The organism is Paraburkholderia atlantica, assembly GCF_000092885.1.
Lineage (GTDB): Bacteria > Pseudomonadota > Gammaproteobacteria > Burkholderiales > Burkholderiaceae > Paraburkholderia > Paraburkholderia atlantica.
This window is the reverse complement of record NC_014118.1, coordinates 1398260-1412310: the sequence shown is the minus strand read 5'-3', so window position 1 is coordinate 1412310 and position 14051 is coordinate 1398260. Positions and strand designations below refer to the sequence as shown.

13 protein-coding genes are annotated in these 14051 nt (G+C 64.1%); 12 read left to right on the top strand and 1 reads right to left on the bottom strand.

Features of this window, described 5'->3' with window-relative positions:
- The first annotated feature begins 28 nt into the window (after nt 1–28).
- From BC1002_RS22355 to BC1002_RS22330, 6 genes are all read left to right on the top strand, one after another.
- Entirely contained in the window at nt 29–1129 is a 1101-nt protein-coding gene (locus BC1002_RS22355) for an HlyD family secretion protein (RefSeq protein WP_013092264.1), read from the top strand.
- A 7-nt stretch (nt 1130–1136) separates the two neighbouring features.
- On the top strand, nt 1137–2708 hold the full coding sequence (locus BC1002_RS22350; protein ID WP_013092263.1) for a DHA2 family efflux MFS transporter permease subunit: 1572 nt from the start codon (nt 1137–1139) through the stop codon (nt 2706–2708).
- Between the two features lie 9 nt (nt 2709–2717).
- Nucleotides 2718–4139, top strand: a complete 1422-nt coding sequence (locus BC1002_RS22345; RefSeq protein ID WP_013092262.1) for an efflux transporter outer membrane subunit — start codon at nt 2718–2720, stop codon at nt 4137–4139.
- A 470-nt stretch (nt 4140–4609) separates the two neighbouring features.
- On the top strand, nt 4610–4912 hold the full coding sequence (locus BC1002_RS22340) for a hypothetical protein (protein ID WP_157874734.1): 303 nt from the start codon (nt 4610–4612) through the stop codon (nt 4910–4912).
- Nucleotides 4913–5123: 211 nt separating this feature from the next.
- Nucleotides 5124–6059 carry a 2-dehydropantoate 2-reductase gene (panE, locus tag BC1002_RS22335; protein ID WP_013092260.1) on the top strand — a complete coding sequence of 312 codons (936 nt, stop codon included), beginning with the start codon at nt 5124–5126 and terminating at the stop codon, nt 6057–6059.
- A gap of 88 nt (nt 6060–6147) precedes the next feature.
- Complete coding sequence (locus tag BC1002_RS22330; protein WP_013092259.1) at nt 6148–6447, top strand: hypothetical protein; 300 nt, start codon at nt 6148–6150, stop codon at nt 6445–6447.
- 27 nt (nt 6448–6474) lie between these two features.
- Here BC1002_RS22330 and BC1002_RS22325 read toward each other — a convergent pair whose 3' ends face one another.
- Complete coding sequence (locus tag BC1002_RS22325; RefSeq protein WP_013092258.1) at nt 6475–6912, bottom strand: carboxymuconolactone decarboxylase family protein; 438 nt, start codon at nt 6910–6912, stop codon at nt 6475–6477.
- 117 nt (nt 6913–7029) lie between these two features.
- On the opposite strand from BC1002_RS22325, the gene pdxR reads away from it, so the two are divergent.
- The 6 genes from pdxR (at nt 7030) to BC1002_RS22295 (ending at nt 14029) form a co-directional block, all read left to right on the top strand.
- Complete coding sequence (gene pdxR, locus BC1002_RS22320; protein WP_013092257.1) at nt 7030–8517, top strand: MocR-like pyridoxine biosynthesis transcription factor PdxR; 1488 nt, start codon at nt 7030–7032, stop codon at nt 8515–8517.
- A 375-nt stretch (nt 8518–8892) separates the two neighbouring features.
- On the top strand, nt 8893–9345 hold the full coding sequence (locus tag BC1002_RS22315; RefSeq protein WP_013092256.1) for an HU family DNA-binding protein: 453 nt from the start codon (nt 8893–8895) through the stop codon (nt 9343–9345).
- A 413-nt stretch (nt 9346–9758) separates the two neighbouring features.
- Nucleotides 9759–11168, top strand: a complete 1410-nt coding sequence (locus BC1002_RS22310; protein WP_013092255.1) for a circularly permuted type 2 ATP-grasp protein — start codon at nt 9759–9761, stop codon at nt 11166–11168.
- A gap of 118 nt (nt 11169–11286) precedes the next feature.
- Nucleotides 11287–12237 carry an alpha-E domain-containing protein gene (locus tag BC1002_RS22305; protein ID WP_013092254.1) on the top strand — a complete coding sequence of 317 codons (951 nt, stop codon included), beginning with the start codon at nt 11287–11289 and terminating at the stop codon, nt 12235–12237.
- A gap of 12 nt (nt 12238–12249) precedes the next feature.
- Entirely contained in the window at nt 12250–13050 is an 801-nt protein-coding gene (locus tag BC1002_RS22300) for a transglutaminase family protein (protein WP_013092253.1), read from the top strand.
- Between the two features lie 106 nt (nt 13051–13156).
- Nucleotides 13157–14029 (top strand): proteasome-type protease, encoded by an 873-nt coding sequence (locus BC1002_RS22295; RefSeq protein ID WP_013092252.1) that lies wholly within the window; start codon nt 13157–13159, stop codon nt 14027–14029.
- Nucleotides 14030–14051 lie beyond the last annotated feature (22 nt).

Below are 14051 nucleotides of genomic sequence, written 5' to 3'. Positions count from 1 at the left end.
GAAAAGTGCATACGCACATATCGACATCATGTCCACAACTCCCTCGACCGTCGCCCCCCCGAGCGCGGTACAACCCGCCCGAGCGGCGCGGCGTATCCCGTGGATGCTGCTCGCGATCCTGTCCGTTCTCGTCGTGCTGGCGCTGGCCACGTCGTACTGGTTCTTCGTCGGCCGCTTCGTCGAGACGACCGATGATGCCTACGTCGGCGGCGACGTCACGGTGATGGCGCCGAAGGTCAACGGCTTCGTCACCGACGTGCTGGTGCGCGACAACGAGTTCGTGCATGCGAACCAGGTGCTCGTGCGTCTCGATGCGCGCGACTACGACGCGCGTCTCGCGCAGGCCAACGCGGAAGTGGAGAGCGCGCAGGCCGCCGTCACCGAGCTCGAAGCGAAGAAATCGCTGCAACTCGCGGCGATCAACGAACAGGCCGCGGAGGTCCGCGCGTCGGGCGCCGAGCTGACGCGCAGCGCGGCCGACCAGATACGTTACCGTGAGCTGGTGAAGGACGACGCGGTGTCGAACCAGGTCGTCGAGAAAGCCGATGCCGATCTGACCAAAGCGCGCGCCGCGGTCGATAAGAGCGGCGCGGCGCTGCTGGCGGCGCAACGCCAGATCGCAGTGCTCGACGCGCAGATCGGCGATGCGAAAGCGCGCATCGCGACCGCACAGGCCGCGCAGCGCGTCGCCGCGTTGAACGTGGAATACACGACGATCCGCTCGCCGATCGACGGCTACGTCGGCAATCGCACCGCGCGCGTCGGTCTGCTCGCGAACACGGGAGTGTCGCTGCTGACCGTCGTGCCCGCGAGCGGTCTGTGGATCGACGCGAACTTCAAGGAAGACCAGCTGCGCAAGATGCGCGCGGGCGACAGCGTCGAGGTCCAGCTCGACGCGTCGAGTACCGCGCTGCACGGCGTGGTCGAAAGCCTTGCGCCCGCGACTGGCGCGACCTTCAGCGTATTGCCGGCGGAAAACGCGACCGGCAACTTCACGAAGATCGTGCAGCGCGTGCCGGTGCGGGTGCGCCTCGACGTGCCGAAGGACATGCAAGGCGTGTTGCGTCCGGGCCTCTCCGCGACGGTGAAAGTGCACGTCGACGCGGGCCATCCGGCCGCGCAAGGATGAACCGATCATGACTCACGATCTCGACAACCCCGCCGACCAGCCGACCCGCACCAAGGTCTTCGCATTCGCGCTGATGTGCGTGGGCTTTTTCATGGCGACGCTCGATATCCAGATCGTCGCGTCGTCGCTGCGCGATATCGGTGGCGGGCTGTCCGCGAGTCAGGATGAACTGTCGTGGGTGCAGACCTCGTATCTGATCGCGGAGATCATCGTGATTCCGATGTCGGGGTGGCTCACGCGCGTGTTCTCGACGCGGTGGCTCTTCACGTTCTCCGCGCTCGGCTTCACGGTGACGAGCATGCTGTGCGGCCTCGCATGGGACATCAACTCGATGATCCTGTTTCGCGGGCTGCAAGGCGCGGCCGGTGCGGCGATGATTCCGACCGTGTTTACGACCGCGTTCGTGCTGTTTCCCGGCAAGCAGCGTTTGATCGCATCGACGACGATCGGCGCGCTCGCGTCGCTGGCACCGACGATCGGTCCGGTGATCGGCGGCTGGATCACGTCGCAATGGTCGTGGCACTGGCTGTTCTATCTGAACCTGGTGCCGGGAGTCGCCGTCACGCTGCTGGTGCCGAAGTACGTGCATATCGACAGGGTCGATCTGTCGCTGCTGAAGAAGGGCGACTACATCGGCATCCTGCTGATGTCGGGTTTTCTCGGCTGCCTCGAATACGTGCTCGAAGAAGGGCCTCGCAAGAACTGGTTCGGCGACGACGTAATCGTGCTGTGCGCGTGGGTCGCGGCGATCTGCGGGTTTCTGTTCCTCGTGCATGCGTTCACCGCGAAGGAACCGATCGTCGACCTGCGCGCGCTGGCGTTGCGCAACTTCGGTATCGGCAGTCTGCTGTCGTTCATCACCGGGATCGGCATCTTCTGCACCGTGTTCCTGACTCCGGTGTTTCTTGCCCGCGTGCGCGGCTTCGATTCGTTGCAGATCGGCCTCGCGTTGCTGTCCGTCGGCTGTTTTCAGTTGCTCGCGCTTGCCGCGTACTCGACGCTCGCGCGCTTCGTCGACATGCGCATGCTGATGGTGTTCGGCCTCGCGCTGTTTGGCATCGGCTGCTATCTGTACGTGCCGCTGACGAACCAATGGGGCTGGCAGCAGTTGCTGATTCCGCAAGCATTGCGCGGAATCGGCCAGCAGTTCTGTATTCCGCCGATCGTGACGATGGCGCTCGGCGCGTTGCCGCCGTCGCGGCTGCGCTCCGCGAGCGGACTGTTCAATCTGATGCGTAACCTCGGCGGCGCGATCGGCATCGCGGTCAGCAGCACGATGTTGAACGACCGTCTGAACCTTCATTACGAACGGCTCGACGAGCATCTGAACGCGGGCCGTCCGGTCGTCGAATCGATCTTGCAGAAGCAGGCCGAATATCTGTCGGCAGTCGGCGGCAACGTGTTGAATGCCGCGAATGCGGGGCTGGCCGAATTGCACGAGGCACTGATGCGCGAAGCGCTGGTGCTCGCGTTTTCCGACGCCTTTCTGGCGGTTGCGCTGTGCTTCGTGGTCGCTTTGCTGAGCGTGCTGTTTTCGCGCCCGTTCGGCCACACCGCGCCCCCGCCCGATGCCCACTAGGAGTCCAACATGAAACGAATGGTGATGAAGTTAGTGGCGAGCGCGGCATTTTTGACGCTCGCGGCCTGCGCGGTGCAACCGGCCACGCACGCGGATTTGCCGCATACGGTGCAGACGCTGGCGCCGGCCGCCTGGAGCGTCGACGCACCGCAAGATAGCGTGAACACCGATGCATGGTGGGCGCAATTCGGCGACCCGGTCATGCATCAGCTGATCGAATCGGTGTTGACCGGCAACCTCGACGTGCAGGCCGCGGCCGAGCGCGTGAAGCAGTCGCAGGATCTGGTGACGCAGAATCGCGCGGCGCTGCTGCCGGAGCTGAATGCGAACGCGGGCGCGTCGACCGCGCGGCAGAATACGCCGCCGCCGCTCGGCTACGTGCGCCAGGCCGGCTTCGGCCTCGCCGCGAGCTGGACGCCTGACGTGTTCGGCGGCGAACGACTCGCGGTGCTGGCGTCGCAGGCGCAGGTGTCGGGTAGCGTTGCGGCGCTGAACCAGTTGCGGCTCGCGCTCGCGGCGAACACGGCGGCTGCGTACATCGATTTGCGCTGGGCGCAGGCGCAATTGCAGATCCTCGACGACAACGAGCAGATCCGCAGCCGCGCGCTGAAGCTCACGCAGGCGCGTCTGCATTATGGACTGTCGACCCAGCTCGACGTCGCCCGTGCGCAGAATCAGTTGCAGGACTTGCAGGCTCAGATTCCGCGCATGCAATCGACGGTCCAGCATCAACTGAGCCTGATCGCCGTGTATTCGGGGCGTACGCCGGAAAGTCTCGATACGCTGCTGCTTTCCAACGCACGCGAGATTCCGGTGCCTGCGCAAAGCGCGCCGCAGGTGTTGCCGTCCGACGCGTTGCTGCATCGGCCGGACGTGCGCACCGCTTATGCGCTCGTCGAACAGCGTGCGGCGGAAGTGGGGGTATCGAAGGCCCAGCGCTATCCGCAGTTCAAGATCAACCTGACCAATGGGCTGCTCGCATCGTCGTACCTTGGCATGCCGACGCTGACCGATAATCTGTTCAGCGCCGCGTTGAATGCAACGAGCCCGATCTTCAACGCCGGGCGCATCACCGCGAACATCGACGCGAGCGAGAGCCGTATGCGCGAATCGCAGCTCGGCTTGCAGCAGACGATGCTGCAAGCGCTGAAGGAGGTCGAGGACAATCGCAGCGATCTCGTCAGCGGCGCGGCGCAGGTGCAGCGTCTGGCCGGTGCGCTCGATGCGTCGAATCATGCGCTGCGTCTGTCGACCGAGTTGTACAAGGGCGGCGCGTCGAGCTTCCTCGATGTGCTCGACGCGCAGCAAGCGTATCTGCGCGACTCGGAGTCGTTGAATCAGGCCCGGCGCGAGCACGCGCTTTCGGCGATCGCGCTGTACCGGTCGCTGGGGGGCGGGTGGGAGCAGGGGGAAACGGTGGCGGCGCAGTGACGGCAGCGGGCGTGTGACGCTGGGTCGTCCAAGCGTCAAGTCGGGGATTCGCGTGGGGGACGTCTAATGTTACTGGAGCGGTGCATGGTGCATGCATTGTGTGCTCGTTCGAGCGCTGCTTCAATGTGACGGATCGTCAAATGTGAGAAGCAAGCGCGGGAGGTCATGTATTCGGCCGGCAAGCGATGGTAAAAGGCCAGTCCTACTCACGATTCAAGGAATCCGTAATCATGAAGATGGCCCTGCATCTTTGGTTCAAGTGCGATCGCGGCGCAGACAGTAGCGATTTGATTTATATGCGCGGACACCAGTGCTGATTGTCCCGGATTTGGTAAGGTCGAAGCGTATTCCGGTCGCGGCGTACAGAGCGGCGATGACTTCGAGCGGCTCCAGCGCTACATCCGCTCACGAAAACCTGATTTGACCATTCCAGGCAGCAACATGAAAGCGTATGGGCGGGTGGAAGTCCGATGAAGCGCATTGCAATCTTTGCTTGGTGTATTGCCGGGTTTGCGTTGTCCTGCTTGGGAGGATTGCATATGACCCGCTTCCTGTTGGCGCATTTCGTCTTCGACATACCGATCTGGCTGTCAATCGCCATTCGACAGGCGCTACTCTGGCTGGACCCCGATTACAGCCCTGACGCGTTGGACGTCGAGGACACATGTACGTTGCTCATGTTCCTCGCATCAACCGTGGTCATTGCGACCGTCATCGCCATTGGCGGCGTCATCGCTTGGCGGCGTTATTGCAAAGCGTCCGTTCCGTCGTAAAACTTGCTGGATTCGCGCGGCGCGCCGGTCTGTTCGGGCTGCTGCGCGCACGCCATGCAACGGGCACCGTGGACCCACGGGCAACGCTCCCCGGAACCGATTCCCAATCTTTGCTACATTCTGCACAACAAGCACATACGCGGCACCATCGGGATGCGTCCACCAGCGACGCGCATGATTCGGCTAACCGAAATCTTTCAAGAGGCGCAAGATGCGAATTCTGGTAGTAGGGGCGGGCGCGGTAGGCGGTTATTTCGGCGGACGTCTGGCGGCGGCGGGGCAGGAGGTAACCTTCCTCGTCCGCGCCGGTCGCGCGGAAAAGCTGCGGCGCGACGGCCTCGTGATCAACAGCCCACGGGGCAATCTCCAGTTGCGCGACGTGAAGACGATACTGGCCGGTGTCGCCAGCGAGCCGTTCGATCTCGTGCTGCTGAGCTGCAAGGCCTACAGTCTCGACGACGCGATCGATTCGTTCACGCCATTCGTCGGCGAAGACACGCTAATTCTGCCGATGCTCAACGGCATGCGCCATATCGAGGTGCTGACCGCGCGCTTCGGCAAGGAGCGCGTGCTCGGGGGCCAGTGCGTGATCGCCGCGACGCTCAATGCGGAGCAGCACATCGTGCATCTGAACGACATGCAGGCGATTACGTTCGGCGAACTCGTGGGCGGCACCTCGGAGCGCACCCAGGCGATCGCCGATGCGATGTCGGGCGCGCAGTTCGACGTCGCGGTCAGCGACAACATCCTGCTGCGCATGTGGGAGAAATGGGTGTTCCTCGCCACCTTGGCGGGGAGTACCTGCTTGATGCGCGGTACGGTCGGCGATATTCTGGCTGCGCCTGACGGCAGGCGCGTGATCGAGAATCTGCTCGGCGAATGCCGCGCGGTGGCCGAACACAACGGCTTCACGATGGACGCGGACTTCGACGCGCGCGCCATCCAGGTGCTGCTGACGCCGTCACCGCTGACCGCGTCGATGCTGCGCGACGTCGAAAACCGCTCGCACACCGAGGCGGATCATATTCTCGGCGACCTGATCACGCGCGGCGGCGACGCACAAAAGGGCGAACACGCCCTGTCGCTGCTGCGCATCGCCTATAGTCATCTGAAGACGTACGAAGCGCGCCAGACCCGCACTTCCTGACGGCTGGCCGCGGCCGGCGCGAACGCGGGTCGGGCGAATGGCGCGCCGCGCGCGAGCGCCGCAGCAATCTGACGATCGGAGGTCAAGCATGCCGACTCCCACTGGATCGGTGCCCGCGCTCAGCGCCGCTTCCGCGACCGTGTTCTCGATCGGCATCGTGTTTCTCGGCTACTGGGGCATGTACGAGCCGACCGCCTGGCACAAGGCCGATGTCGTGGTCTTCGTGCTCGCGCTGGCGGGCTTCGCGTGCCTCGGCCTCGTGCCTTGGATGGCGACGAGTCCCGTCGAGCCGGAGAACAGCGACTCCCGCGTGCGGATCGCGCGGCATCTGTTTCTCGCGGGCGTGACCTCGATCTGGCTCGCGGTGGCGGTTTCCGTGATCTTCTGAGGCCTCGCGACTGCAAAGGCGCGCCGCTTACTCCGGCATCTTCCTGAACGACACCGCAATCCGGTTCCAGCCGTTGATCGCAACGATCAGCAGCGTCAGGTCGCTGATTTCCTGCTCGCTGAAATGCGGCTTCACTGCTTCCCATACCGTATCCGGCACGCGCGTTTGCGCGACCAGCGTCACTGCCTCCGTCGATTCGAGCGCCGCGCGTTCGCGCGCGGTGAAAAACGGCGCTTCGCGCCACGCGGCCACCGCCGCGAGACGCCGCTCGGTTTCGCCGTGCTTGCGCGCATCGGTCACGTGCATGTCGAGGCAGAACGCGCAGCCGTTCAACTGCGACGCGCGAATCCGCACGAGTTCGGCGAGTGTCTTGTCGATCGTGCTTTTGCCGATCGTTTCCTCGAGCGCGAGCATCGCGCGGGTGCCGCTCGGGCAGGCCTTGTAAAAGTCGAGACGTGCTTGCATCAGAGAGTCCTCGTGAATGTGCGAGGGCGTCCAAATGGGCGTCCGTGGAGGTAAGCTTACGTTCGCCAGTGGTCGGTCGAAGTAACCATTTCGCCGTTATTTGAGGTAACCACCCGAATGGACATTCACATCGCGGTCGAAGGCCATCACGATCTGTCCGGACAGATTTATCGGCAGTTGCGCGCGGGCATTCTCGAAGGGCGGCTTGCCGGCGGCACGCGTCTGCCGTCCACGCGCGACCTCGCGACGCAGCTCGGCGTGTCGCGCAAGACCACGCTCGACGTTTTCGAGCGGCTGCTCTCGGAGGGCTATCTGAGCGCGCGCGCCGGTTCGGGCACCTTCGTCGCCGACGGGCTCGAACGGCTGCCCGCCGAGCGCTCCGCGCAGGCGCGCGCGGCGGCTCGTTCGCGCGAGCGGGACGCCGCGCAGGCGAAGGCCGCGGCACGTGCGCAGCCGCTGTGGGAGCAGATGCCCGACAGTCTGCCGTTGCCACGGCCGTCGGTGCCGTCGCCGCTCGACTTCATCGGCGGCGCGACCGACAAATCGCTGTTTCCCTTCGACGTCTGGCGCCGCTGTGTGAATCACGCGCTGCGCGGCCAGGCGCGCAGCCCCGGCACCTATCGCGACGCCGCCGGTGAGCAGCAGCTGCGTCTCGCGATCTCGCGCTACCTTGCCTTCAACCGCGCGGTGTCGAGCAACTGGGAAGACGTGATCGTCACGCAGGGCGCGCAGCACGCGCTCGATCTGATGGCGCGTATCACGCTGCGGCCCGGCGAAATCGTGGCGATCGAAGATCCCGGTTACCCACCCGCGCATGCCTGCTTCACGGTGACGGGCGCGCGCGTGGTGCCGGTTCCGGTCGATAGCGAAGGCCTGATCGTCGGCAAGCTGCCGGACAAGGCACGGCTCGTCTACGTGACGCCTTCGCATCAGTTTCCGCTCGGCATGCCGATGAGCCTCGAGCGTCGCGTCGAACTGCTCGAATGGGCGCAAAAGCGCGGCGCGGTCATCATCGAGGACGACTACGACTGCGAGTACCGTTTCGAAGGCCGGCCGATGGAGCCGCTGAAGAGCCTCGATCGCGCCGGTCTGGTCGCCTACGTCGGCACGTTTTCGAAGACGATCTTCCCCGAGTTGCGCATCGGCTACCTGGTGCCGCCGGCGTCGTTGCACGGCCCGCTGCTGAAGGCGCGGCAGATCGCCGATTGTCACGGCTGCACGCTGACGCAAACGGCGCTCGCGTCGTTCATGCTCAATGGCGACTTCGCGCGCCATCTACGGCGCATGCACAAGGCTTATGCGGCGCGCCGCGCTGTGCTGCTCGAGCATCTGCAAGGCGACCTCGCGCGCTGGTTCGAACCGATCGTGCCGACTGCCGGCATCCATCTGGCGGCGCGGCTGAGGGGGGCGTTGGCGTCGCTCGGCGAAGAGGCGCTCGTCGCCGCCGCGCGTGAAGCGTCGATCGGCCTTTATGGACTCGCGCCATTTCACCATCGCGTGACACCGCAGCCAGGGCTGATGTTCGGCTATGGCAGCATCGCGGCCGAACACATCGACACGGCGCTGACGACGCTCGCCGGCATGCTGCCGCGCATCGCACGCTGAAACGGAACTCGCCGCAAGCGCGGCGTAGGCATCGTCAAAGCGTCGGGGCTGCGTTGCTTGACGCGTCAAGCGAAGAAAACGCCCTGATTCAAGGGGCGAAAACACCAGCTCGCTTCGCCACGACCACCTCGAAACCGCCGCCGAAACGAACTGTAACGAGCGTTACTCCTGCATGTTGAAGACCGTGCCGCGCACGTTTTAGCCGCTAAAACAGGTACTAAAACGTGTTGGACCGTTGGTGCCACGCAAAAAACTTCATCGCAATACATAAAAGAGTCGCGCAAATCGCTTTAGCGCTTGTAGAATCCGGCGTTGAAGCGTGCACATACGGTGTGCGCTTCGAGCAATTCACTGACCACAACAGGTAGGAGAAACATGCCGACTTCCGCAAAAAAGGTGGCCAAGAAGGCTGCTGCCCCGGTACCGACCAAGAAGGTTGCTGCAAAGAAAGTTCCTGCGAAGAAAGCCGTCGCAGCCAAGAAGGTCGCCGTGAAGGCGTCTGGCGCACCGACGCCGATCAAGGACACCTTCACGAAGGCCTCGTTGGCAGCTCACATCGCTGAACGTGCTGCAGTGGAACCGAAGACCGCCAAGGCTGTGCTGGCCGCGCTCGAAGACACGATCCTGGGCACGGTGCACAAGAAGGGCGCTGGCGAATTCACGCTGTCGGGTCTGCTGAAGATCGTCGTGCAGGCTGTGCCGGCGAAGAAGAAGCGCTTCGGCAAGGACCCGTTCACGGGTGAAGAGCGCTGGTTCCCGGCCAAGCCGGCAAGCGTGCGCATCAAGGCCCGCGCGCTGAAGAAGCTGAAGGACGCAGCGGCTGCCTAAGCGCGTTGCTCACGCGGCTCACGCGTCGGCATGGCGCGGTTGTGCTTAACCATGCCTGACGTTTGAGTGCGAGAAAAAGCGCCTGCATGCAGGTGATCGAAGTCCCCGTGGATGAAAATCCACGGGGACTTTTTTATGCGCTCGCTTCGTAGCGCCTCGTTGAATGCATTGGCGAAACGGCAGGCGCACTTCTCATAGTGTGCTCCCTGATGGCGCGCGCGCACCTGACTGGCGCATCATGGTCCACGACAGTACGATCAACGCAATTCGACGCCCTGCGGATGCGCCGACAGCGTGCACGTCAACGCGCATCATCACGACATATTCAATGGCATAACGCTTGCTTGATCAAGGTCGAATCCCGAATGCGCAGCGCATTCGCCTTCTATTCGACAAACAAGACTGGGGCTGACATGCGATGCTATGACGAGATGCGCTATCACGACGATGGCGTACGGCCGCATTACGCGCGCTTTGAGCGATGGTTGGACAGCCAGGGCAACGAAGCAATCGCACGCAAGCGCGCGGAAGCGGACCTGCTGTTCAGGCGCGTCGGCATCACGTTCGCGGTGAACGGCGACCTGTCCGGCACCGAGCGGCTGATTCCCTTCGATCTGATTCCGCGCATCATCCCGCGCGGCGAATGGCAGACGCTCGAAGCCGGTTTGCGACAGCGCGTGCGGGCTCTCAATCTGTTTATCCACGACGTCTATCACGATCGCAACATCGTGCGCGCAGGCATCGTGTCGGCCGAGCAGGTCTATACCAACGCGCAGTATCGTCCGGAGATGCAGGGCGTCGACGTGCCGCTCGGTGTTTACGCGCATATCGCGGGTGTCGACGTGGTGCGCGCCGGCGACGAAGGCGAGTTCTACGTACTCGAAGACAATCTGCGTGTGCCGTCGGGCGTGTCGTACATGCTCGAAAACCGCAAGATGATGATGCGGCTCTTCCCTGAACTGTTCGTGCAGAACCGCATCGCGCCGGTCGCGCATTACCCCGATCTGCTGCTCGATACGCTGCGCTCGGTCGCGCCCGAAGGCGTCGATGATCCGATCGTCGTCGTGTTGACGCCGGGCATGTACAACTCCGCGTATTTCGAGCATACGTTCCTCGCGCAGCAGATGGGCGTCGAGCTCGTCGAAGGCAAGGATCTGTTCGTCGACGACAACTACGTGTTCATGCGCACCACGCAGGGACCGAAGCGCGTCGACGTGATCTACCGGCGCGTCGACGACGACTTTCTCGATCCGCTCGCGTTTCGCGCCGATTCCGCGCTCGGCGTACCGGGTCTGCTGACTGCGTATCGCGCCGGCCGCGTCGCGCTCGCGAACGCGATGGGCACCGGCATTGCCGACGACAAATCGATCTACCCGTACGTGCCCGACATGATCGAGTTCTATCTCGGCGAAAAGCCGATTCTGAACAACGTGCCGACCTATCAGTGCCGCAAGCCCGAGGATCTCGCGTATACGCTCGCGCATCTGCCGGAGCTGGTGGTCAAGGAAGTGCACGGCGCGGGCGGCTACGGGATGCTGGTCGGCCCGGCCTCGACGAAGGCCGAGGTCGAGGCCTTCCGCGAGCGGCTGATCGCGCGTCCGGCTGGTTATATCGCACAGCCCACTCTAGCGCTGTCCGCGTGTCCGACCTTCGTCGAAGCGGGCATCGCGCCGCGCCATATCGACCTGCGGCCGTTCGTGCTATCGGGCAAGTCCACCACGATGGTGGCGGGCGGCCTCACACGCGTTGCGCTGCAGGAGGGCTCGCTCGTCGTCAATTCATCGCAGGGAGGCGGAACCAAGGATACCTGGATGGTCGACTGATGCGCCGCAAGCGGCACGCAATGCGCGATGCGCCGCCGTCGCTCAACGGATAACCAGCGCGGACTTTCGTCGCTGACGAAGGCCTCGCGCGTTCAGATCACAGACATGGAACGCCGTCATGCTTAGCCGAACCGCCGATCACCTCTTCTGGATGGCCCGCTATATGGAGCGCGCGGAGAACACCGCGCGCATGCTCGACATCAACCTGAAGGCGCAACTGCTGCCGCAGACGGCCGAACAGGAGGCGCGCGGACAGCGCTCGGTGCTGCGCATCTCCGAGCTCGAAAGCGCCTTCGCGCAGCGCTACGACGAACCGACGCGCGACCACGTGCTCGACTTCATGGTCGCCGACGCGAGCAATCCGTCGAGCATTCATTCATGCCTGCAGGCCGCGCGTGAAAACGCCCGCGCGGTGCGCGGCACGCTGACGACCGAGTGGTGGGAAACCATCAACGACACGTGGCTCGAATTCAACGAGCGGCTCGCGAGCGGGCAGGCCGCGAGCAGTCCGGGCTCGTTGTTCGAATGGGTCAAGTTCCGCTCGCATCTGTCGCGGGGCGTCACGATCGGCACCGCGCTGCAGGACGACGCGTTCTTCTTCACGCAGCTCGGCACGTATCTGGAGCGCGCCGACAACACCGCGCGGATTCTCGATGTGCGTTTCGCGAACGTCGAACCGAATTCGCGCGACGCCGCGCGCCAGCTCGAGGACTTCTATTACTGGACCTCGATCCTGAGCTCGGTGTCGGCGCTCGAAATCTATCGCAAGGTGTATCGCGACGTCGTGACGCCCGCACGCGTCGTCGAGCTGATGATCCTCAATCAGCAGATGCCGCGCTCGCTGCTCGCCTCGCTCGACGGCGTCTGCACCAATCTCGCGATGCTGCGCACGTCGGGCTCGAACCAGTGCGAGCGCTTCGCCGGCAAGCTGCGCGCCGAGCTGCTGTATGCCGACATCCGACAGATTTTCGAAAGCGGTTTGCACGGCTATCTGACGCAGTTCCTCGCTCGCGTGTTCGAGCTGGGCAACCTGGTGGCGCGTACTTATCTGATGTTGCCAGTGGCCTGACGGAGTTTTCTCATGTACCTGACGATCCGCCACGACACCTCTTACCGCTACGAAGCGACGGTTCATTATTCGATCCAGCAGTTGCGCCTGACGCCCACGAGCGGCGCGGGGCAGACCGTGCGGCGCTGGAGCATCGACGCGCCGGGCAAGCTCGACGCCACGCTCGACGCCTACGGCAACGTGCTGCATACGCTCGTCATCAACAAGCCGCACGACGAGATTCATCTGCGCGTGTCGGGCGAGGTGGACACGATGCCGCTCGTCGACGGCGTGCTGCGCGATCCGCCCGGCCCGATTCCGCTCGAGCATTTCACCTGCGCGACGCGCCTGACCGAACCCGATGGCGCGATCCGCGAACTGGCGGAGTCGGTGGCGAGTCTGGCGAGCCCGGCAAGCCTGATCACGCTTGCCGAGCAGATCGTGCAGCGGGTGCAGTACCGGCCCGGCGTGACCGAGGTCACCAGCACGGCCGCCGAGGCGCTCGCGCTCGGCAACGGCGTGTGCCAGGACCATGCGCATCTGATGCTCGCGTGCTGCCGCGCGCGCGGCGTGCCGGCGCGCTACGTCAGCGGTTATATCGAACCCGGCGACGTGCCGCATGGCGCGAGTCATGCATGGGTCGACGTTTGGCTCGAAGACAAAGGCTGGATTTCGCTCGACGTCACGCATGCCGGGTTTGCCAGCGAGATCTATTGCCGGCTCGCTGTCGCGCGCGATTATGAGGCGGCGGCACCGGTGCGCGGCCGACGCATCGGCGGGCTCGAAGAGGAGCTTCGCGTGGCGGTGGAGGTCAGCACGCAGATGTCGCAGTAGCCGCGTTGCAACGCTAAAGGCCACAAAAAAGTCCGCAAACACGGATAAAAGGCGCCTGTGCGCCGCATTACAATAGCCTCGTTCCCTCGCGTTCCGCGGATTCCTTATGACTTACTGCGTGGCGATGGCCGTCAACGACGGCCTCGTATTCCTGTCCGATACGCGTACCAATGCGGGTGTGGATCACATCAGTACCGCGCGCAAGATGTCGGTGTTCGAGCAGCCCGGCGAACGCATGCTGGTGCTGCTCGGCGCCGGCAATCTGTCGATCACCCAGGCGGTGCTACACGAGCTGTCCGAGCCCGCCGATGCCACCGTGCCCACGCTGTGGAGCGTGCCGACGATGGCCGACGCCGCGCGCGTGGTCGGCAGCGCGGTGCGCCGCGTGCACGAGCGCGAGGCCGCGGCGCTGCAGAAGTTCGGCGTCGACTTCAATTGCAGCTTCATTCTCGGCGGGCAGATCGCGGGCAACCGCATGCGGCTTTTCATGATCTACGCGGCGGGCAATTTCATCGAGGCGTCGGCGGTGAATCCGTATTTCCAGATCGGCGAGGCCAAGTATGGCAAGCCGATCATCGACCGCGTGCTGACGCCGTCCACACCGCTCGACGAGGCCGCGAAGTCCGCGCTGATCTCGATGGACTCGACGCTGCGCTCGAACCTGTCAGTGGGCTTGCCGCTCGATCTGCTGGTGTACGAGAAGGATGCACTGCGCGTTACGCGGTTCGTGTCGATCGATCGCGACAACGCGTACTTCGACATGATTCATCGCACGTGGGGCGAGCGTTTGCGCCAGGTGTTCGCCGAGATTCCCGATCCTGACTGGCAGCAGTCGCTGGATGCGCCGTCGCCGCATCCGGAGCGGGCGCTGGTGCTGTATCGCGCGCCGGTCGGCGCCGATGGCGTCGAGCATGAGCAAGATGTGGCGCCCGCGCAGATTCTCGCGCAAGCCGACAAGGGCAAGGCGCAGCGGCGCTAGCTGCGCACCGAAACCTCAGGAC